The organism is Streptomyces sp. NPDC051677, assembly GCF_044453465.1.
Classification (GTDB): domain Bacteria; phylum Actinomycetota; class Actinomycetes; order Streptomycetales; family Streptomycetaceae; genus Streptomyces.
On sequence record NZ_JBITCT010000038.1, the window covers coordinates 87,360 to 108,328 of the forward strand.

Sequence of the window (20,969 nt, forward strand, 5' to 3'; positions counted from 1 at the left end):
CGACGCCGTGCCGTCGGGTCATCCGCCGCCGGTGCGGGACTCCAGGTCCCGACGGGTGTCGTCGCCGTAGACGCCGCTCTCGTCGCCGCGGATGCCGTACCAGAGCTGGAAACGGGCTACGGCCTCGGTGAGGACGGTGTCGTAGCGGCCGTCGGTGGGGCCCTTGTCGTACACGTTCGGGATGCGCAGCAGGCGCTTCTGGAGGTCGGTCACCTCGGGGCCGCTGTCTCCCTCGCGGAGGGTGCCGGCGCCGTCGGGGTCGGCGGAGCCGGTCGCCGTGACGGTCGGCGTCGGAGCGGGGCTCGCGGCGGGAGTCTCCGCGGCGGCCTCGCCGCCCCGGCCCGGCAGCAGGAGCGCGCCGGCGAAACCGACGAGTGCCGCCGCGCATACGCCGATCGTGATGGCGGCTCGGCGCCGGCCCGCACCGGAGTCGGTGCGGGCGCGTGGCCGTGCGCCGCCCTCGGCCGGCGCGGCCCGGGATCCACTCCGCTTGCGCGCCGCGCTCCTGCCGCCGGCGGGTCCGGGCCCGGGGCTGCCGCGCTCGCTCGTCCAGTCCCGGCCGCCGCGGGGCGGCGGGGTGATGGCCGGGCGTGGGCCCAGGGGCGGGAGCTCCTCCGTCTGCGCCTCGTCGGCGGCCTGCCGCGACGGCAGGTTGATCGCCTCGTAGGCGTCGGTGTCCTGGGTCAGTTCGGTCATCTCGCGGAACAGCTCCGCGAGGGCGTCGGTGTTGCGCGGTCGCAGGACCCGGATGGGTTCCAGGACCGGGCGTTCGTGCGGCTGTCCGGGTTCCTCCGGTGTCGGCACGCTCGTCTCCCTCCCGTGGGTCCCCCGGGAGAGATACGGACGCGCGGGCCGCCGGGTTCAGCCGCGGGGATCAGCCGCGGGGTTCAGCCGGCGAGGAAGCGGTGCAGGGAGCGGGTCGTCGCGGCGACGAAGGCGTCCCGTCCGGCCTCGTCGAGGGCGTCCAGGGAGAGATACGGGTTGAGGTCCTCCAGCTCCATCAACAGCAGCTCGCCGTCGGGGGCGCGGCAGGCGTCGACTCGCTGGATGCCGTGCGCGAGACCGTTCCAGTCGACGAAGCGACGGGCGAACTCCAGGTCCCGAACAGCGGGTTCGTACGGCTGGAGCTGCCAGCGGCGGTCGGGGTCCGGGGCGTGCAGGGCGTACTGGAAGTCGTGGTCGACGTAGACGAACGAGACCTCGTAGGCGAAGTCGACGCGGGGCTGGACCAGGACCGAGCCGTCGACCAGAGCGGGGAGGGCGTCGGGCGTGACGATCCGCAGGCCTATGGAGTCGGCGCCGATCCTGGGCTTGACGACGTACCGGTCGGCCGCGGGCAGGAGGTGCAGATCCTCGGGGCGCTCGACGGTGGGGATGACGGGGAACCCCTCGGCGGTCAGGTCAAGGAGGTACTGCTTGCCCGCCATGTCGGCACGGCCCGTCAGCGGGTTGTAGACGCGCACCCCGTCGTGCAGCGCGCGCTCCCGGAAGGCCGCGTACTCCTCCTGGTAGCCGAGGACCGGTCCGCTGTTGCGGACGACGACGCCGTCGAAGGCGTGCATCAGGGCCGCCGCGTCCTTCGGATGGCACAGGGCCAGGTCGAAGTCCGCGCGCAGCCGCGAGGTGAGGAAGACGTCCTCATCGCAGTAACGGCGCCCGCGGGCCGGGTAGGCCAGGTCGGTGACATAGAGGAGACGGGGGCGCGCGGCGGGCATACGGGTCTCCTGGTGGCTGTCGAGCGGTGCGGAGATGTTACGCCAGTGGGCGCGGGCGGCGTGTGGGGAGCGGGGCGGGGCGGCGGCGACGGGCGGGACTCCTGGTCGGCGGCGGACGGGCGGGTCGTACGATGACAGGACCGTCGTCTTCTCCTGAAGGGCTCGTCGACTCCCGTGACCACCGCAACACTTCTCGACGGCAAGGCCGCAGCGGCCGACATCAAGAGCGAACTCGCCCTCCGCGTCCAGGCGTTGAAGGAGCGCGGCGTCACCCCGGGGCTGGGCACGATCCTCGTCGGCGACGACGCGGGCAGCCGTTCCTACGTCGGCGGCAAGCACCGCGACTGCGCACAGGTCGGCATCGCCTCGATCCGGGTGGAGTTGCCCGCCGACGCCTCCCAGGCCGATGTCGAGGCCGCCGTGCTGCGACTCAACGCCGATCCGGCGTGCACCGGCTTCATCGTGCAGCTCCCGCTGCCCGCCCACATCGACACCCATGCCGTGCTGGAGCTGATCGACCCGGTCAAGGACGCCGACGGGCTCCACCCGACGAACCTGGGCCGGCTGGTGCTGGGTATACCGGGGCCGCTGCCGTGCACCCCGCGCGGCATCATCGATCTGCTGCGCCGCAACCACGTGGAGATCACCGGCCAGCAGTTCTGCGTGATCGGCTGCGGGGTCACCGTGGGCCGGCCGCTGGGCCTGATGCTGACCCGCAGCACCGAGCACGCCACGGTGACCCTGTGCCACGAGGCCACGCAGGACACGGCCGCGCACGCCCGGGAGGCGGACGTGGTGGTGGCCGCGGCGGGCGTGGCGCACCTGGTCCGCCCCGACTGGATCAAGCCGGGGGCGACCGTGCTGTCCGTGGGCCTGACCCGCACGGTCGAGGGCATCCTCGGCGACGTCCACCCGGACGTGAGCGACGTCGCCGGTTCCTTCGCGCCGCCCATCGGCGGGGTGGGTCCGATGACCCGGGCGATGCTGCTGACCAACGTGGTGGAGGCGGCCGAGCGGATCTGACGCGTCGGCCTCGGATCCCTGCGTCTGTGGCACTCGGTTCCCCCTCGCGAGGGAACTGAGTGCCACCGGTGGCCTTCAGGTGTTACGTTCCCGTCCATGAGCGCCACTGAGAAGGCGGAGGCCAAGCCGCCCATGCGGGACGCCCTGGTCGCGGCAGCCTTCCGGCTGTTCCTGGAGCGGGGCTACGAGCAGACCACCGTCGACGACATCGTGGCGCTCGCGGGGGTCGGCCGGCGGTCGTTCTTCCGCTACTTCCCCTCCAAGGAGGACGTGGTCTTCCCGGACCACGAGCGGTGCCTGGCCGACATGACCGCCTTCCTCGCCGCGAGCGGGACCGACCACGAGCCGGTGCGCCGCGTCTGCGACGCGGCCCGGCTGGTGCTGCTGATGTACGCGGAGAACCCCTCCTTCTCGGTGCAGCGCTACCGGCTCACCAAACGGGTGCCGGGGCTGCGCGCGTACGAGCTGTCGGTGGTGTGGCGCTATGAGCGCGCCCTCGCCGAGTATCTGCGGGACCGCTTCACCGGCCGGCCCGACGGCAATCTCCGCGCCGACGTGATCGCGGCCGCGGTGGTCGCCGCCCACAACAACGCGCTGCGTTCCTGGCTGCGTTCGGACGGCCGGGGCGACGCGAGCACGACCGTGGACCACGCACTGGGGTATGTACAGGCTGCGTTCGGCACGACCCCGAAAGCCCCGGCTGCTCCCATCTCTCCGGCTGTTCCGGCTGCTCCGGCGCCTCCCGCCGACGAACCGCCGAAGGACGAGGACGTCGTGGTGGTGGTCTCGCGGCGCGGGGCGCCCCTGTGGCGGGTGGTGCAGGAGATCGAGACCACGCTCGGCCGGGACCGAACCCCGCCAGAATAAGGGTACGCAGTGCCTTTACGCCTGGCACTGAGTGCCATACGCTGTGGGCGTGCACGGTGGCACGGTGAACCGGGCACGTGCGTGCACGGGTGAGCCGCGCACGTGGATTCCGGCCGAGTGCAGGGAGTTGACCCGCGTGTACCACCACCACTCAGGAAACGCCGTTCAGCAGGCCGCCGGCTCCGCGGCGGGCGTCCTCGACCGCGCGAACGCCGACGGCGACACCATCCTCTTCCAGCGCTGCACCTGGTGCGGCACCGCCATGTACCACCGGCTGCTGTGCCCGTCATGTCAGGGCAGCGACCTGCGCACCGAGCGCAGCGAGGGCGCCGGCACGGTCCGCCACGCCACGGTGGTGCACCGCAACACCCCCGCCGCGCGCAATGTGTCCCTGGTCGAGATGGCCGAGGGGTTCGTCGTCCGCGGCCGCGTCATGGGCCCGCTCATCGGCATCCACAGCGGCGACCGCGTCCGGCTGTCCACGGTCAAGGACCCGGTACGCGGCGAACCGGTCTTCCAACTCGTCGACGAGCCGTACCGGGCCTGGCACTAGCACTTGGGCAACTTGGGCACTTGGGCACCAGCGGCATCAGGACCCCCGGGTGACCGGGCCGAGGCCTGGCAGCAGGTCGCCGATGCGTACCGGCCGGCCCGTGCCGAAGGACTGGTTCGCGGCGAGCCCCACGGCGAGGGCGAGCGCGCCGTCGCGTTCGGTGGCGGTGCTCCCCGTCGCGGCTGCGCTCCCGGCGTTCCGGGACTCCCCCGGTCCGAACAGCACGTCCAGCATCCGGGTGTCTCCGCCGCCGTGCGCCTCGTGCCGCGCCGCGACCGGGAGGTCGACCGGCGGCTGCCACAGCGGGCGCAGCGTCAGCCGGACGCCGCCCGCGTGCTCGGCCGCCGTGTCTCCGTGCAGCGCGCCGCTGCCGGAGGTGACACGGGTGCGGGGCGGCTGCCAGCGGCTCTCCTCGACCTCCAGCTCCAGGCGTCCGGCGCTGCCGTTGACCATCACCCGGTAGCCCTCCCACGGGGAGTAGGCGGTGAGGTGGTACGTCATCGTCGCGCCGCGCGTGTAGCGCACCAGGACCGCCATGTCGTCCTCGATGGTGACGGGCCCGCCGAAGACGTTGCGGTCGCGGTGGTAGCCGTCGTCCCGCTCCGCGTCGAGGTACAGCGCCCGTAGGGTGTCGTCGGCCGCGAGGTCCAGCGCGAACGGGTCGTCGGCGGCCTCCTCGGCGCCGTGGGCACGGTCGTACGCGCGGCGCAGACCGTGCCGGGCGCCGGCCTCGGGGCCGTAGAAGGCGAGCCGGCCGTAGCCGAAGACCTCGTCCGGCTCGTCCGCGAGCCACCAGTTGACCAGGTCGAAGTGGTGGCTCGCCTTGTGCACCATCAGTCCGCCGCTGTGCCGCTTCTCGCGGTGCCAGCGGCGGAAGTAGTCCGCGCCGTGCCGGGTGTCGAGCAGCCACTCGAAGTGGACGGAGAGGATCTCCCCGACCGCGCCCTCGGCGAGCAGCTCGCGCACCCGCTCGTGCACGGGGTTGAAGCGGTAGTTGAAGGCGACGGTGAGGGAGTTGCCGGTCTCTCGGACAGCGTCCAGGATGCGGGCGCAGCGGACCGCGTCGACGGTCATCGGCTTCTCGGTGACGACCCGGCAGCCCGCCTTCAGCGCGGGCACGATGTAGCGGTCGTGCGCGGCGTCGACGGTGGTGACGACGACCTCGTCGACGTCCTCCGCGGCGAGCAGCTCGGCGAAGCGGTCCGGGTCCCACTCGGCGGCGGGCGGCGCGCCTGCCCGGGCCAGCAGCCGGTTGTGGAAGGCCATGCGGGTGGGGTTGGGATCACAGAGGGCGACGACGCGGTGGCCGGGCCGGACGGCGAGATCCCGGGTGAAGGTCTGGGCGCGGTGTCCGGTGCCGACGACTGCCGTGCGCAGGCGGGGAGTTCGGCTCATGCAGGGGGCCTTTCCCCGGGGTCCTGCGGGCAGTCGTCCAGCTGGCCGGTTTTCTCTGCCCCTGGGGGCAGAGTCCGCCGGCACAGGCAACCCACAGGACCCGTACGGCTTCCTTCGGGACGTGAGGGGCTCCCGGTACGGACGGGGCCCCCGCGCTCCGAGTGTTGAGGAGTGGACCCTTGATCCGTGCCCGGCGCATAGGTGTCACCGCCGTGGCCGCAATCGCGGCCCTGGCGGGAACACCGGGACTGGCACAAGCCCAACAACCGTCCGAGACAAGACCGTTGACCTCGTCCACCGACAGCGGGCTGCCGCAGGGGTGGCGGATCGGCGGACAGGGCGCCGCACGCGAGCTGATATGGCGCTCGCCCACGCCCGTGCCCTTCGGCGACGCCCGTGTGGAGTTCCACGCGGGCGACCGGCTGCTCGGCATACCGAAGCCGGGGACCGACGGCCGCACGTTCCGGCTCTCCCTCGACGAGGCCGGCCACACCCCCCTGAAGGACCTGCAGGTCCTCGCGAGCGGACGCCGTCTGGACGCGCCCGCCGACGACTCCCCCGCGGCCGGACGGCGTTCACTCGCCCCCGGGCAGCCCCCGGCGCGGACTCCGGCTCCGGCTCCGGCTCCGGCCAACTCCGTGGACCCGGGCAAGCCCGGCTCCTACCGTACGGTCAGCGGCGAGTACGCCCTCGACCCGTTGAAGCTGCCCGGCTACGCCCAGCCGATCGAGATGCAGGCGGTCGTCGTCGCGCCGAGGGGCGCCACCGGCAAGCGGCCGCTCGCGCTCTTCCTGCACGGCCGGCACACCACCTGCTACACCCCGGGCAGCGACGACCTCGACATCTCCTGGCCCTGCCCGGCAGGCATGAAGTCGATCCCCAGCTACCAGGGTTACCTCCAGGACCAGCAGCTGCTGGCCTCGCAGGGCTATGTGACGGTGTCGATCTCGGCGAACGGCATCAACGCCCAGGACGCCCAGGCCGAGGACGCCGGCGCGCAGGCCCGCTCCTCGCTGGTGCGCCAGCACCTCGCCAAGTGGGCCGACTGGGCCGCCCACCCGGCCACCGCCCCGGCCTCGGTGCCCGACGCGGCGAAGGCCGACCTCTCCCGCGTCCTGCTGGTCGGCCACTCGCGCGGCGGCGAGGGCGTCAACCGGGCCGCGATGGACAGCCTCTACCCGGCGCCCGCCGCCGAGGACGGCTACCACGGCCCGGTCCGCTGGAAGATCCGCGGCACCGTCCTCATCGGACCGACGATCTTCGGCCAGAATCCGGTCGCCGACGTCCCCTCCGCGACCATCCTGCCCGGCTGCGACGGCGACGTCGCCGACCTCGAGGGCGAGACGTACCTCGACGGCACCCGCGGCATCAGCAACGGCGCCGCCCTGCACAGCGCCGTGTACGTGGTCGGCGCCAACCACAACTTCTTCAACACGGAGTGGACGCCGGGCAAGGCCGTGGCGCCCTCCTTCGACGACTTCTCCGAGGACCCGGAGGAGACCGACCCGGTGTGCTCCAAGGGCGCCCCGACCCGGCTGACCGCCGACCAGCAGCACCAGGCCGGCGCCACCTACATCGCCGCCGCGGCCCGGCTGTTCGTGGGCGGTGACGACCGGGTGCGCCCGCTGCTCGACGGCACGGGGCTGCGTGCTCCCTCCGCGGACCCGGCCCGTGTCCTGACGCACGCGGTGGGCGCCCGTCGCACGGGCGGTTTCGTGCCCGACGGGTCGGTCGAGGTGACCGGCGGCCGGGTGTGCTGGGCGGACCCCGACCCGGCCAAGGCGTGTCTGGGCGAGGACGCCACGGGGATGTCCCCGCACTTCGGGTGGTGGGATCTGCAGAAGGACTCCGGCAAGAGCGCGATCGCGCTGAACTGGTCGGCGCCGGGCGCCCCGGCGAAGATCACGTCCACGGCTCCCGTCTCCCTCGCCGGCGCCAAGAGCCTGGCGTTGCGCGTGTTCGTACCGCCGAACACCACCGGCACCGCACTGGACGTGGCCGTCACCGACTCCGCCGGCAAGCGCGCCGCGCTCGGCCGCATCACGGCCGACGGACTGCCGGGATCCGACCGCACCGCCTCCTACTGGGCCCGCGAACTGCGCGTCCCGCTGACGGCCGCCGCTCGCGCCGGGCTCGACCTGAGGCACGTCAAGTCCCTTGAGCTGACTCCGCGTTCGGGGTCCGGGCAGGCATGGTTCATGGACGCCTGGGGCTGGGCGCCCGGTACTTTGGCGGTGAAGGCCGCCGCACTGCCGCGCGTCGACATCGGCCGGATCACGGTCAAGGAGGGCGACTCCGGCACCCGCACCTACCACATCCCGGTCCAGGTGTCCGGACACGGCAGCGGCAGGGCCCGCTTCTACGTCGTCGACCCGGCGACCGGCGAACCCACGGAGAAGGTGGTCGCCGTCCGGCCCGGCAGCACCCCGATCGACCTGCCGGTCGAGGTGAAGGGCGACACGCTCTTCGGCAACGACCAGCAGAACGACCTTCTCGCGAAGGCCGTGCGCGGTGCGGTCGTCGGCTCCTACAAGGGCGGGGTCACGGCACTGAACGACGACCCGGCGCCCAAGGTCACCCTGACGCCGGTCGCGGACAAGGTGACCGAGGGCGAGACGCTGAGCTGGCGGATCTCCCTGTCGGAGCCCGTCGCGGTGGACATCTGGCAGCCGGTCCGGGTGCTCCCGGTCACCGAGGGCGCCGAGCTGTCCACCAAGGACGTGGACGCGCAGTGGCTGATGGACTACTCCGGTGACCTGCCCGACCCGGAGCGCCCGCTGTCCGAGGCGAACCTGTGGGTGTGGATGGGCATCCCGGCCGGGACCACCACCACCGACTTCACCGTGCCGACGGTGAAGGACCAGCTGGCCGAGCCGGTCGAGTCGATGCGCCTGACGCTGACGGACGAAGACGTCGAGCCGGTGCCCCCGACACTGACGGGGACGGTGACCGACGCGTCGTAAGCCGCCCTGATCAGAGAGGGGGCATGGACCGACCGGTCCATGCCCCCTCACCTGTTCGAGGCGTCCGGTCGCTCACAGCGTCACGCGGATCCCGACCGTGCCGTCGAGCCCTCGCCGCAGCCGGCTGCCCAGGAGCGTCAGGCGCCCCATGACTCCGTACTTGCGCGCGAGCAGCGTGCGGTAGCGGGCGGTGGTCTGCGCGTCGCAGATCTCGGCGGTGGCCGGGACCTGCTCGCCCGTCGGCCTGCCGCGTACGTCGCACGGGCCGACCAGGACGTCACCGCGGGCCCGGATGCGCTTGACCTTCCAGGCGTCGGCGGCCGACCAGGCCCCGAGGGCGTCCCCGTCGCGCACCACCCAGACGGGGGTCGCGACCCCGGTCCCGTTCTTCCGATAGCTGGTGATCAGCAGGTACTTGCCCGCCCCGAGCCGATCGAGCGCCGTGTCATCCATTCCCGCAGTCTAGGCACCCGGTGCTCCAGGCGCCCGGGCACGTCACCACCTCGGCAGTCGTAGCTCGTAGTGGGGCGCGAACCGCCGCATGGAGCCGGTGTCGTCCCGGCTGCGGACGCCCGAGTCGAGGCAGCGGCGGTGCGGCGCAGTGCCACGAGGGTCCCGTGACTCAGCGCACGGCCTGCGCCATCCGCCGCACCCCCTCGGTGAGGATCTCCGGCGAGGTGGCCAGATTCAGTCGTACGTGCCCGGTTCCGCCCGTGCCGAAGTCCGGCCCGGAGCTGAGCGCCACCCGGCCTCGCTCCAGGAACACCGAGGCCGGATCGTCCCCGAGGCCCAGCGCCCGGCAGTCGAGCCAGGCGAGGTAGGTCGCCTCGCCGGGCCGGTACGCGACACCGGGGAGGTGCTCGGCCAGGAGGGCCGCGAGCAGGCGCCGATTCTCCTCCAGGCCGTCCAGCAGGGCGTCCAGCCAGGCCGTGCCCTCGCGCAGGGCGGCGGTGTGGGCGAGCACCCCGACATGGCTCGGCCCGTGGCCGACCTCCTCGGGCAGCAGAGCCAGGTCGGCCGCCGCCTCGGGGCCCGCGACGGCCAGGGCCGCCTTCAGCCCAGGCAGGTTCCACCCCTTGGACGCCGACATCAGCGACAGTCCGCTCTCGCCGCCGGGGACGGAGAGGTAGGGCACGAAGTCGACGCCGGGGGCGGTGAGCGGGGCGTGGATCTCGTCGACGACGATCCGGACGCCGTACCGCCCGGCGAGCTCGGCGACGGCGGACAGCTCCCGGGCCGTGTGCACGGTGCCGGTGGGGTTGTGCGGGCTGCACAGCAGATGCGCGGCGCGTCCGCCTCCGGCGACCGCCCGCCGGTACGCCCCTTCCAGCGCGTCGAGGTCGAGCCGCCCGTCGGCGCCGAGGGGCGCCTCGGCGATCCGCCGGTCCATGTGCTCGACGAACTGGAAGAACGGCGGGTACACCGGCGGGTTGACGACCACCGGATCACCGGGGCCGGTCACGAGCTTCAGCATCTCGACGATGCCCAGCATCACATCGGGCACGATCGCCGTCCGCTCGACGGCGAGCCCGTCCCAGCCCCACCGCTTCGCGGCGAATTCGGCCAGCGCCTCGGCGTAGGCCGTGCCCGCCGGATAGCCGGTGTCGCCGAGCGCGAGGGCCTCCGTCACCGCGCGGACGACCGGCTCGGCGAGGGGCACGTCCATCTCCGCGACCCACAGCGGCAGCACGTCGGCCGGATGGGTACGCCACTTCATGCTCGTACGACATCGGAGCCGGTCGAGGGTGAGGGCGCGCAAAGGGTTCGACTCACGGGGCGTCTCGTGCGGGATGCTGGTCATGGGGCACAAGATAGGGGGCTGTGGTGTGACCTGGGATCATGTGAACGGGAAAATCGTGGCGGACGCCGCCGAAATCCCGGAGATCGCCTGTGACGAGTCGGGATCGGACGGCGAGAATCTCACCGGCGGAAACACGGACGTGTTCGCCCATGCCAGTGTGCGGCTGTCGGTCGATTCCGCCGCCGGGCACGTTCAGGAGATCCGCGACCGGATCCGTTCGCCCGCCGAGGAGTACAAGGCGAACCATCTGCTCCGGGAGAAACACCGGGCCGTCCTGGAATGGCTGCTCTCCATGCCGGGCCCGCTGTACGGGCACGCCCATGTTCACCTCGTCGAGAAGGCCTTCTTCCTCGTGGACCGAGCCGTCGACCTGCTGCTGGGCTCCCCGGAGACGGCCGCTTCCCTCTTCCGCGAAGGGCGCCGGACCTTCACCGACGCGGAGTGGCGGCGATTCCTGGAATCCGCCAACCAACTGCTGCGCGTGCGCCACGAAGGCGAACCGGATGCGCCCGTCGAGGATTTCTTCCGCACGGTCGAGGACCTACGGCGACGCTATGCGGGGACGCCGGCGGCGGACACGCTCTCGCGGCTCTCGCAAGAACGCTCCCGCGCTTTTTCCTACCGTGCCGGGATTCAGGACGGCCCGTTCGTCCTCACCCCGGTCCTCAATCCTCTTCTCCCCTCCATCCTGCACACGGCCGCGCACTGGAGCGACGCAGGACGTCCGGTCCGGCTCGCGCACGACCGACAGAACATGCTCACCCCGGAGCGCATCGCCTGGATCGAGGACGCGGCCCGGAAGCGGGGCATCCGGCTCGCCGGGCTGCGGCTGGTCGTCTCACGGCTCGACGCCCGGGTGCAGCTCGCCGACTTCCTCGCCGGCATCGCCCGCAAGATCGCGTCGGACGAACTCAACGGCCACGGCGACCCTGCGCTCACGGCGCTGCTGCGCCCCTACACCGGCACGGCGGCCGTCTGGGGCGACGAACGGAGCTGGGCGCGGCTCGGCCCCGCCCCGGAATCGGGCGGACGGCCGGCACCGGTCGACTCGGCTGTCTAGATTGCTTGTCGACCGAGCACGTCGCCTGTCCTGCGTACCCCTTCAGGAGCCCGTCCATGACCGAGCACGCGCCGGCCGTCGGCCTGGCCGCACCGTCGCCGTACACACGCATCGACACCCACCGGCCGCACACCGCCCGTATCTGGAACTACTGGCTGGGCGGCAGGGACAACTACGAGGTCGACCGGACGGCCGGTGACCGGATCCGGGAGTTACACCCGGGCATCAGCGAGTACGCCCGCGCCGACCGGCTCTTCCTGGGCCGCGCGGTGGAGCACCTGGTGACCGAGGCGGGGATCCGCCAGTTCCTCGACATCGGGACCGGACTGCCCACCGCCGACAACACGCACGAGGTCGCGCAGCGCCTCGCCCCGGAGTCCCGGATCGTCTACGTCGACAACGACCCGCTGGTCCTGGCGCACGCCCGGGCCCTGCTCACCAGCACGCCCGAGGGCCGCACCGACTATCTCGACGAGGATCTGCGCAACGTGGACGCGATCCTCGAACACGCCGCGAGGACACTGGACTTCACCAGGCCCGTGGCGCTGGTCCTGCTCAGTGTGGTCATCTTCATCGGCGCCGACGAGGACCCGTACGGCCTGGTGCGGCGGCTGGTCGACCGGCTGCCGTCCGGCAGCCTGCTGGTGCTGTCGCACACCGTGACCAGCCCGGCGATGCCCGAGGTGGACGAGGCGGTGCGGTTCTGGAACGAGCACGGCACGCCCAGGCTGACCCAGCGCACGCCCGCGGACGTGGCCCGCTTCTTCGAGGGCCTGGAGCTGCTGGAACCGGGCGTGGTGTCGTGCTCGCGCTGGCGTCCGGAGAGCGCCGGGGGCGGGGCCGAGCCGGCGGAGGTCGCGATGTTCGGCGGGGTGGCACGCAAACACTGAGGTGTAGCACGCATGTGATCACTTCCGGGCTGAACGCTGCCGGGTCCCGGCACGTATGGACAGTGAGGGCGCTCAACGACCGGAGGGCCCCGCGGTGTTGAGGCCGCCTGTTCGGGTTTCGGGAGCCATGCATGAGGCACGTACGACGACGGACCGTCCGGCGAGCGACGCGGCTGGCGGCAGTCGGCGGACTCCTCCTGGGAGGGGCCATGGTCACGCAAGCGGCCATGGCGAGCGAGCCGCCCACCACGTCGGCGGTGCCGCGCAGTGCGCCGCAGACCGTCGTCACGAATCCGGGGGCGGCGCTCGTCGCGAAGCTCGGCACCGCGCGTACGGCGGGCACCTGGATCGGTTCCGACGGGCAGCCGGTCGTGGCGGTCACCGACGAGCAGACCGCCGACTCCGTCCGGGCGGCGGGCGCCGAGGCGAAGGTCGTCTCCCACAGCATGAACGAGCTCAAGTCGGCCACGGCGACGCTGCGCTCGGCGCCCAGGGTGGCCGGCACCGCGTGGGTGATGGACTACCGGTCGAACCAGATCGTCGTGCAGGCGGACAGCACCGTGTCGGCCACCGACTGGTCGCAGCTGACGCGGACCGCCACCGGCATCGGCAGCTTCGTGCGCATGGAGCGCACCACCGGCAAGTTCACCACCCGGATCAACGGTGCGCTGCCGATCCTGTCGACCGGCGGACGCTGTTCGGCCGGCTTCAACGTCACCAACGGATCGAACGACTTCATCCTCACCGCCGGACACTGCGGACCCACCGGGTCGACCTGGTTCGCGGACGACCAGGCCGCCCAGCAGGTGGGCCAGACGGTCAACTCCAACTTCCCCGGCAGCGACTTCTCGCTGGTGCAGTACGCGAGCGGCAAGGCGGGCGACGGGGCCGACGTGGTGGCGATCGGCAACGGCAACGGGGTGAAGATCACGGGCACGGGCGACGCGGCCGTCGGCCAGCGGGTGTTCCGCAGCGGCAGCACCAGCGGGCTGCGCGACGGCGAGGTCACCGGTCTGGACGCGACGGTGAACTATCCGGAGGGCACGGTCGGCGGCCTCATCGAGACGAACGTGTGCGCCGAGCCCGGCGACAGCGGCGGCCCGATGTTCTCCGAGGGCATCGCCCTGGGCATCACCTCGGGCGGCAGCGGCGACTGCAAGTCGGGGGGTACGACGTTCTTCCAGCCGGTGACGAGGGCGCTGGCCCAGCTCGGGGTGCAGCTGATCGTGGCCGCGCCGTCCGCGGCCAACAACCAGGGCGGCGCTCCCGCGGCGTCCGGCGCCCCTCAGCCGACCGCCTCGAACACCCAGGCGGCGATCGCCCCGGGCGGGACCTCGCCGGGTTCGACCACTCCCGTGACGGGCATCGGCGGCGGCGCGACCCTCGCCTCCCGGCTCACCGACCCGAGGAACATCGGCCCCGGGCTGCTGGTGATCGCGGGCAGCATGGTCGCCCTCGTCGCGACCCGCTACATCCGCGCCGAGCAGGACCGCAAGGCCTACCAGCGGCACTACTCGGCGACCTGGGGCTGAGCGGGGCCCGGCCGGGAGGGCGCCGGGAGGACCGGAAGGCCCGGGAGGACCGGAAGGACCGGAAGGACCGGAAGGACCGGAAGGACCGGAAGGGCCGGGAGGACAGCGAAAAGGGCACCCGGTCAGGGTGCCCGCTTCGGAAAGGGAGCCTCGGGGGTCCTCGGGGAGCGTCAGGCCGCCTCGACGGGCTGGGGCGCGGCGGCCCACTCCAGGACGAGCCGCTGATATTCCTCGCGCTGCTCGACGCTCAGTGTCCCGCCCGACCGAAGCCACAGGGCCCGGATCTCCTCGTTGACCTCCGCGGCCGATCGCTCGGAGAGGGATTCAACAGTGGTGGACATGGTGTGAATCTTACGATGTCCGAGGTGAAGGCAGCGTGAGTCACCGCACGCGAACCGGACATACCGGACGTGTTACTGATCACGTCCATCTGTCAACCCCCACACCCGATTTCACCCCTCCGCAGCGCCCAGCACCAGCACCTGGATCGCCAGCACGGCGGCCCCCTGCGCCCAGTCGTGGAAGTCGGACACCTTGGTCTCCAGCGCCACCGGGGCGGCCAGCGGATGCCGTTGGGCGCGGATGGTCGCCTCCACCGTCGCCCCGCCCACATCCATCAGACCGACGCCCTCACCGGCGAGCAGGATCTTCTGCGGCATGACGAAGTTGGCGATCTGCGCGACCAGCGTGCCCAGGGCGCGGGCCGCCTCGTCGACGACCCGGGCGGGCATGGACTCCCCGGCGGCAGCCAGGGCGAGGATCTCCTCGTAGGTCCGCGCCCGGCCGGTGGCGGCCTGCACCTGGTAGCGGATGTTCGGGATGGTCAGCAGCGAGACGGCGCTGCCGCGCTCGCCGTCGGGGGTGAGCGGGCCGTGCGGGTTCACGATCCAGTGCCGGCCGAAGTCGCGGTCCTCCTCGGCGCAGGAGACCCGCTTGCCGCCCAGGACCAGGCCGTAGCCGATGCCCGCGCCGATGGTGAGGACCACGAAGCGGTCGAGGCCGCGGCCGGCGCCGAACCAGGTCTCCGCCTCCACGAGCGCGGCGACGTCGTTCTCGACGACCACCGGCAGCCCCGTGCGTTCCTCGACCAGCGCGGCCAGCGGCACGTCCCGCCATCCCAGGAAGCGTGACTCCCCGACCACCGCGCGGTCCTGGACGAGCCCGCCCACCCCGATGCCGATCCCCGCGAGGCGCGGGTGGGCACGGGCCAGCCCGTCGGCCATCTCGCCCAGCACGCCGACGACGTCGTCGGGGTCGTGCGAGGTGAGCGGGCGGTCGTAGCGGGCGACGATGTCGCTGCGCAGGGTGGTGACGACGCCGTATGCCATGTCCTCGGTGATCTTGAAGCCGATGAAGGAGCCGGACTCCGCGACCACGTCGAGCGGTTGCGAGGGGCGGCCCTGCCGCGACTCCGCCGGGGCGCCCGCCTCGGGCCTCTCGACCAGCAGGCCCGACTCGATCAGCGGTTTGGTCAGCCGGGTGAGGCTGCCCGCGGAGAGGTTCAGCCGCCGCGCGAGGTCGGTGCGCGACAGTGGGCCGTGGACGAGCACCTCGATCGCGACCGAGCGCTCCCCCGAACTCAGCGGCAGCCAGCCGGCCGCGGTACCTGTGGTCATGAGGGTCAGACTCCCACACAATTTCTTTTGCCTTGGAAGTATCCAGGTCACTATAGGTGCCATCGGGATCACCGGAAAAGATGTTCGCGCACCTCTTGACGCATGGATTCTTCCGGCTCAAAAGTAAGTGGCGCCGAGAACGAGCCGCCGCAGACGAGGGAGTCTCCCGATGACCATCGCCTCCAGCAGTCCCCCGTCGCACCGTGAAGGGCAGGGTGACGGCCGGCTCGCCGCGCTGTTCCTCGCCCCGGCCCTGCTGGGGTTCGCGGTCTTCCTGCTCTGGCCGACGCTGCGGGGCGTCTACCTGAGCTTCACCCGCTTCAACCTCCTGACGCCGGCGGAGTGGGTGGGCCTGGACAACTACGTGCGGATGGTCCACGACCCCATCTTCTGGGACTCGCTGAAGGTCACCGTCGAGTACGTGCTCCTCAACATCGGCGTGCAGACGGTCGCGGCCCTCGCCATCGCCGTGCTGCTGCAACGGCTCACGCAGTCGGCGGTGCTGCGGGGCATCGTGCTCACCCCGTACCTGATGTCGAACGTCGTCGCGGGCCTCGTCTGGCTGTGGATCCTCGACACCCAGCTCGGCATCGGCAACGAGATCGTCAGCGCCCTCGGCTTCGACCGGATCCCGTTCCTGGCCGACGAGACCTGGGCCATCCCGACGATCGCCATGATCAACGTCTGGCGGCACGTCGGCTACACCGCGCTGCTGCTCTTCGCCTGGTCTCCAGGCGATCCCGAACGACGTGTACGAGGCGGCCAAGGTCGACGGCGCGGGCGAGTGGCGGATGTTCTGGCGGATCACGATGCCGCTGCTGCGTCCGGTGCTGGCGGTGGTGCTGATCATGACCGTGATCGGGTCGTTCCAGGTGTTCGACACCGTGGCGGTGACCACGGCGGGCGGTCCCGCGAACGCCACCAACGTCCTCCAGTACTACATCTACGGCTCCGCCTTCGGCCGCTTCCAGTTCGGCTACGCCTCGGCGATGTCCGTCGCCCTGCTGGTCGTCCTGAGCGCGATCACCGTCCTGCAGTACCGGCTCACCCGGGCCGGCCGGACCGACCTCGGCTGAAAGGAGACGCGGACATGGCTGTCGCGACGACAACGGCACCACCACCGGCCACCGCGACGACGACCGGCGCCCCGCCGGTCCGGCGCACGATCTCCTTCGGGCGGGCCGCCGCCTGGACCGTGATGGGCCTGATCGTGCTCATCACCCTGCTGCCGTTCTACTGGATCCTGCGCACCGCGCTCTCCTCCAACGCGGGCCTCAGCGCCGACCCGGCCAATCCGCTGCCGGTCGGCCTCGGCGCCGGCGGCTTCGAGCGGGCCCTCGGACTGCAGTCCGCGAAGGAGGCGATCGCGCAGGGCGGCGCCGGTGGCGGGCTCGACTTCTGGCGCTATCTGCTGAACTCGGTGTTCGTCTCGACCCTGATCACCGGCTGCCAGATCTTCTTCTCGGCGATGGCCGCCTACGCCTTCGCCCGGCTGCGCTGGCGGGGCCGGGACAAGGTGTTCGGCCTGTTCCTGGCGGGGCTGATGGTGCCGACCATCTTCACGCTGCTGCCGAACTTCGTCCTCATCAAGCAGCTTCACCTGGTGGACACCCTGTGGGGCATCGCGCTGCCCAGCCTCTTCATGACGCCGTTCGCGGTGTTCTTCCTGAGGCAGTTCTTCATGAACATCCCCGGGGAGATCGAGGAGGCGGCCCTGCTCGACGGCGCCGGAAAGGTGAAGATCTTCTTCCGGGTGATCCTGCCCATGGCGTCGACGCCGGTCATCACGCTGTCCGTGCTGACGTACATCACCTCCTGGAACGACTACTTCTGGCCGCTGATGGTCTCCTACAGCGACAGCTCGCGCGTGCTCACGGTGGCACTGGCGGTCTTCCGCGCGCAGACGCCGGCGACCGGCGTCGACTGGTCCGGGCTCTCCGCGGCGACGCTGATCGCGGCGCTGCCGATGCTGGTGCTCTTCGCCTGCTTCGCCCGCCGCATCGTCAGCTCCATCGGCTTCACCGGGATCAAGTGAGGGAACAGTGAACCGACTTCGTACGCTCACCGCGCTGGCCGGGGCGCTCGCGCTGTCCCTGGCGACGGGCTGCGCGCAGGGCGGCTCCAGCGGGGCGTCCCAGCACACGGTGACCTACTGGCTGTGGGACGCCAACCAACTGCCCGCCTACCAGGCCTGCGCCAAGGGGTTCGAACGGGAGAACCCCGGACTGGACGTCAAGATCACCCAGTTGGGCTGGAGCGACTACTGGACCAAGCTCACCGCCGGGTTCATCGCGGGCACCCAGCCGGACGTGTTCACCGACCACATCCAGAAGTTCGGCCAGTTCGCCGATCTGAAGGTGCTGGAACCGCTGGACGACCTCGGCATCGAGGACTCCGCCTACCAGCCGGGGCTCGCCGCGAACTGGCTCGGCCAGGACGGCCACCGCTACGGCGCCCCGAAGGACTGGGACACGGTCGCCCTCTTCTACGACGCGAAGTCGGCGCAGGCCGCCGGGCTCACCGCCGGACAGCTCGACGACCTGTCCTGGAACCCGAAGGACGGCGGCAGCTTCGAGAAGGCCATCGCCCGTCTCACGGTCGACCGCAACGGACGGCGCGGGGACGAGCCGGGCTTCGACAAGCACCATGTGAAGGTGTACGGCCTGGCCAGCCAGGGCGGCGGTTACGGCGACGGCCAGACCCAGTGGAGCATGTTCACCGCCTCCGCCGGCTGGAGTTACACGGAGAAGGCGCGCTGGGGCACCCACTACCAGTACGACAGCAAGACCTTCCAGTCGGTCGTCAAGTGGTACTTCGGGCTGGCGAAGAAGGGGTACATGGCCCCGTTCTCCGACTACAACGTGCAGTCCAACCAGGGCAACACCCAGGTCGCCGCGGGCAAGGCGGCCGCCACCTTCGACGGCGCCTGGATGATCTCCACCTACCACGGCTTCAAGGGCAAGGACATCAAGGCCGCCCTGACGCCCGTCGGCCCGACCGGCAAGCGGGCCACGATGATGAACGGCCTCGCCGACTCCATCACGAAGGGCGCCCACAACAAGGCGGGGGCCCGGAAGTGGGTCGCCTACCTGGCCTCCGACGCGTGCCAGACCGTCGTCGGAAAATACGGCGTCGTCTTCCCCGCCGCTCCGGCCGGCACCCGGGCCGCCATCGCCGCCTACAAGAAGCAGGGCATCGACGTCTCGGCGTTCACGGAGCCCGTCGCCGACAAGAAGGGCTTCCGGACCTTCTCCTACCCGATCACCAACTACGCGGCGGACGTCACGGCGCTCATGCAGCCTGCCATGGAGGACATCTACGGCAACGGCAAGCCGGTGAGCAGTCTCGACGAGACCAACAGCCAGATCAACCTGATCCTCGACCAGTAAACCGACTTCGGAAGGGCACGCCACCCATGACGTTCTCCCTCGGCATCGTCGGCGCCGGGCAGTTCTCGGGCCAGTTCGCCAAGCTGTTCCTGGCCCACCCCGGCGTCAGCGACGTCCACGTCACCGATGTGCTGCCCGAGAGGGCCGAGCGGCTCGCCGCCGACGTGGGCCTGACGGGCACGTTCCCCTCGTACGAGGCGATGCTCGAGTCGCCGGCGGTCGACGCGGTCGCCGTCTTCACCCAACGCTGGACGCACGGCCCGCTGGTCCTGAAGGGCCTGAACGCGGGCAAGCACGTCTACTCCGCCGTCCCCATGGCGATCACCACGGCGGAGATCGCGGCGATCATCGACGCCGTCAAGGCGACCGGGCTGACGTACATGATGGGCGAGACGAGCCAGTACAACCCGGCGACCGTGCACGCCCGCAACCAGATCGCTCAGGGCGCCTTCGGACGGCTCTTCTACGCCGAGGGCGACTACGTCCACGACATGGACCTGGGATTCTACGAGGCGTACCGGTACAGCGGCGGCGCGGACTGGAAGGCGACCGCCAGCTATCCCCCGCTGCTGTATCCGACGCACTCGGTGGGCGGGGTGCTGGGCGCCTGGCGGACGCACGCGGTGAGCGTGTCCGCGATCGGAGTGGTCGACGAGCGGGGCGACGGCGTCTTCGACAAGTCCGTCAGCCAGTTCGGCAACGACTTCTCCAACGCCACCGCGCTGTTCGAGGTGGCCGGCGGCGGCTCGTTCCGTACGAACGAGTTCCGGCGGGTCGGCTACCCCTCGCACATCCGCGAGTCCCGATTCCGCTTCTTCGGTACGGAGGCGAGCATGGAGCAGCTCGCGACGGTCGCGCTGTGGCAGGACAAGAACGGCGTGAAGGACATCAGCGAGCTGCTGGAGCCGAAGCCCACGCTGTCCCCCGACGACCCGTCGCTCCAGCACATCGCGCCCGATCTGCGGGCCGCCTTCACCTCGGGTTCGGCGCCGGTGCACGACCGCGCGCGTCTGCCGCGGGAGTTCGACGAGCTGCACAACGGGCACGAGGGCAGCCACCACTTCCTGGTGGACGACTTCGTGACGGCGGTCAACGCCCGGACGCTGCCGTCCGTGAACGCCTGGGTCGCGGCCCGCTACACCCTGCCGGGCATCGTCGCGCACGAGTCCGCGCGGCAGGGTGGGGCGAGGCTGGAGATCCCGGACTTCGGGGACGCGCCCGAGGCGTGACGCCCGGCGACGCCGGGCGCCTGCACTGCTTCGGTGGGCCTCAGGTGCCCGGCTTGCGGCCGTAGACGAAGACGTCGTCGCCGTTCTTCAGCAGCGACCAGTACTTCTTGGCGGTCGTGCTGGTCATGTTGACGCAGCCGTGCGAACCCGGCGGGTTCCACATGCTGAGACCGACGGAGTGGAAGGCCTGGCCGCCGTCGAAGAACTGGCTGTAGGGCATGGGCACGTTGTAGATCGTCGAGACGTGGTCGATGTCACGCCAGTAGATCTTCTTCAGGCCGGTGCGGGTCTCGTACCCGTTCCGGCCGGTGCGCACCGGGACGGGGCCGTAGACGAGCCTGCTGCCGTCCTGGATCCAGCTGAGCTGGAGGGTGAGGTTGACGCAGGCGATGCGGCCCTTGTTGGTCGGGCACGCGCCGGACCTGTTGGGGTTGTTGCCCACCGCCTTCTGCTTGTTCATGAGGTCCATCACACCCCAGGTGACGGGCCCGGCGTAGCCGATGTTCGGGGTGATGCCGTGCTTGTTCTGGAAGGCCTGGATGGCCTTGCAGTCGGCGGTCGACTGCCTGCCGTCGACGGGCCGGCCGAGGAACTTCTCGACCTGCTTCTGGTACGGCCCGGCCTGCGTCGAACAGCTCGCGGCCTGGGCCGGCGCCGCGCCCAACGCGAGTGTCAGCGGCGCGACAAGACCGGTGACCCCGAGCACGACGGCCCCTCGTCTGCGTATGTCCCCCATGGTTGCCCTCTCCTGGCACGATTGCGGCGATCTCGTCACCGTAGACCGGTGTCCAGGGTTATCGGTTGTAGTCATCCTCAGGCTGTGACGAAACGGGTACGTTCGCCGCGGTGAATCGCCGAGCGTGCACGCGGCTGCCCGGCTGCAGGCGGGGCGGCTGAACCATCGTGCATCGGTCCAGTTTCTCCGACGTGGACCGG

General features: G+C 71.3%; 18 protein-coding genes and 1 pseudogene. 11 read left to right on the top strand and 8 right to left on the bottom strand.

Features of this window, described 5'->3' with window-relative positions:
• Positions 1-18: 18 nt before the first annotated feature.
• Both ACIBAF_RS34955 and ACIBAF_RS34960 read right to left on the bottom strand, forming a co-directional pair.
• A complete protein-coding gene (locus tag ACIBAF_RS34955; protein ID WP_399468233.1) occupies positions 19-804 on the bottom strand; it encodes a peptidoglycan-binding protein in 786 nt (261 codons plus the stop codon).
• Positions 805-887: 83 nt separating this feature from the next.
• Complete coding sequence (locus ACIBAF_RS34960; protein WP_399468234.1) at positions 888-1,715, bottom strand: hypothetical protein; 828 nt, start codon at positions 1,713-1,715, stop codon at positions 888-890.
• Positions 1,716-1,889: 174 nt separating this feature from the next.
• On the opposite strand from ACIBAF_RS34960, the gene ACIBAF_RS34965 reads away from it, so the two are divergent.
• The 3 genes from ACIBAF_RS34965 to ACIBAF_RS34975 all read left to right on the top strand — a co-directional run bounded on the left by ACIBAF_RS34965 (position 1,890) and on the right by ACIBAF_RS34975 (position 4,158).
• The gene (locus tag ACIBAF_RS34965) at positions 1,890-2,738 is read left to right on the top strand and encodes a bifunctional methylenetetrahydrofolate dehydrogenase/methenyltetrahydrofolate cyclohydrolase (protein WP_399468235.1); all 849 of its coding nucleotides are present in this window, start codon (positions 1,890-1,892) and stop codon (positions 2,736-2,738) included.
• A gap of 132 nt (positions 2,739-2,870) precedes the next feature.
• Positions 2,871-3,605, top strand: coding sequence for a TetR family transcriptional regulator (locus ACIBAF_RS34970; protein ID WP_399468275.1), 735 nt, complete (start codon positions 2,871-2,873; stop codon positions 3,603-3,605).
• 136 nt (positions 3,606-3,741) lie between these two features.
• Positions 3,742-4,158, top strand: coding sequence for a Zn-ribbon domain-containing OB-fold protein (locus ACIBAF_RS34975; protein WP_399468236.1), 417 nt, complete (start codon positions 3,742-3,744; stop codon positions 4,156-4,158).
• 36 nt (positions 4,159-4,194) lie between these two features.
• Here ACIBAF_RS34975 and ACIBAF_RS34980 read toward each other — a convergent pair whose 3' ends face one another.
• Positions 4,195-5,553, bottom strand: a complete 1,359-nt coding sequence (locus tag ACIBAF_RS34980) for a Gfo/Idh/MocA family protein (RefSeq protein WP_399468237.1) — start codon at positions 5,551-5,553, stop codon at positions 4,195-4,197.
• Between the two features lie 179 nt (positions 5,554-5,732).
• Here ACIBAF_RS34980 and ACIBAF_RS34985 point away from each other — a divergent pair, with 179 nt between their 5' ends.
• Entirely contained in the window at positions 5,733-8,516 is a 2,784-nt protein-coding gene (locus ACIBAF_RS34985) for a hypothetical protein (protein ID WP_399468238.1), read from the top strand.
• Between the two features lie 72 nt (positions 8,517-8,588).
• Here ACIBAF_RS34985 and ACIBAF_RS34990 read toward each other — a convergent pair whose 3' ends face one another.
• Both ACIBAF_RS34990 and ACIBAF_RS34995 read right to left on the bottom strand, forming a co-directional pair.
• Entirely contained in the window at positions 8,589-8,969 is a 381-nt protein-coding gene (locus tag ACIBAF_RS34990; RefSeq protein WP_399468239.1) for a PPOX class F420-dependent oxidoreductase, read from the bottom strand.
• A gap of 169 nt (positions 8,970-9,138) precedes the next feature.
• Positions 9,139-10,317 carry a MalY/PatB family protein gene (locus ACIBAF_RS34995; RefSeq protein WP_399468240.1) on the bottom strand — a complete coding sequence of 393 codons (1,179 nt, stop codon included), beginning with the start codon at positions 10,315-10,317 and terminating at the stop codon, positions 9,139-9,141.
• 25 nt (positions 10,318-10,342) lie between these two features.
• Here ACIBAF_RS34995 and ACIBAF_RS35000 point away from each other — a divergent pair, with 25 nt between their 5' ends.
• From ACIBAF_RS35000 to ACIBAF_RS35010, 3 genes are all read left to right on the top strand, one after another.
• The gene (locus ACIBAF_RS35000; RefSeq protein ID WP_399468241.1) at positions 10,343-11,377 is read left to right on the top strand and encodes a hypothetical protein; all 1,035 of its coding nucleotides are present in this window, start codon (positions 10,343-10,345) and stop codon (positions 11,375-11,377) included.
• 56 nt (positions 11,378-11,433) lie between these two features.
• On the top strand, positions 11,434-12,267 hold the full coding sequence (locus tag ACIBAF_RS35005) for an SAM-dependent methyltransferase (RefSeq protein WP_399468243.1): 834 nt from the start codon (positions 11,434-11,436) through the stop codon (positions 12,265-12,267).
• A gap of 131 nt (positions 12,268-12,398) precedes the next feature.
• Positions 12,399-13,799: a S1 family peptidase gene (locus ACIBAF_RS35010; protein ID WP_399468244.1), complete on the top strand. Its 1,401-nt coding sequence runs from the start codon at positions 12,399-12,401 to the stop codon at positions 13,797-13,799.
• A gap of 170 nt (positions 13,800-13,969) precedes the next feature.
• Here ACIBAF_RS35010 and ACIBAF_RS35015 read toward each other — a convergent pair whose 3' ends face one another.
• Together ACIBAF_RS35015 and ACIBAF_RS35020 are read right to left on the bottom strand one after the other, a co-directional pair.
• Entirely contained in the window at positions 13,970-14,140 is a 171-nt protein-coding gene (locus tag ACIBAF_RS35015) for a hypothetical protein (protein ID WP_399468245.1), read from the bottom strand.
• A 111-nt stretch (positions 14,141-14,251) separates the two neighbouring features.
• On the bottom strand, positions 14,252-15,415 hold the full coding sequence (locus ACIBAF_RS35020) for an ROK family protein (protein WP_399468246.1): 1,164 nt from the start codon (positions 15,413-15,415) through the stop codon (positions 14,252-14,254).
• Between the two features lie 169 nt (positions 15,416-15,584).
• Here ACIBAF_RS35020 and ACIBAF_RS35025 point away from each other — a divergent pair.
• The 4 genes and pseudogenes from ACIBAF_RS35025 (at position 15,585) to ACIBAF_RS35040 (ending at position 20,033) form a co-directional block, all read left to right on the top strand.
• Positions 15,585-16,491 (top strand): annotated as a pseudogene (locus ACIBAF_RS35025) (carbohydrate ABC transporter permease).
• Between the two features lie 14 nt (positions 16,492-16,505).
• Positions 16,506-17,450 carry a carbohydrate ABC transporter permease gene (locus tag ACIBAF_RS35030; RefSeq protein ID WP_399468247.1) on the top strand — a complete coding sequence of 315 codons (945 nt, stop codon included), beginning with the start codon at positions 16,506-16,508 and terminating at the stop codon, positions 17,448-17,450.
• A 7-nt stretch (positions 17,451-17,457) separates the two neighbouring features.
• Positions 17,458-18,804 carry an ABC transporter substrate-binding protein gene (locus ACIBAF_RS35035; protein ID WP_399468249.1) on the top strand — a complete coding sequence of 449 codons (1,347 nt, stop codon included), beginning with the start codon at positions 17,458-17,460 and terminating at the stop codon, positions 18,802-18,804.
• A gap of 26 nt (positions 18,805-18,830) precedes the next feature.
• A complete protein-coding gene (locus ACIBAF_RS35040; RefSeq protein ID WP_399468251.1) occupies positions 18,831-20,033 on the top strand; it encodes a Gfo/Idh/MocA family protein in 1,203 nt (400 codons plus the stop codon).
• Between the two features lie 40 nt (positions 20,034-20,073).
• Here ACIBAF_RS35040 and ACIBAF_RS35045 read toward each other — a convergent pair whose 3' ends face one another.
• Entirely contained in the window at positions 20,074-20,769 is a 696-nt protein-coding gene (locus ACIBAF_RS35045; RefSeq protein ID WP_399468253.1) for a L,D-transpeptidase family protein, read from the bottom strand.
• Positions 20,770-20,969 lie beyond the last annotated feature (200 nt).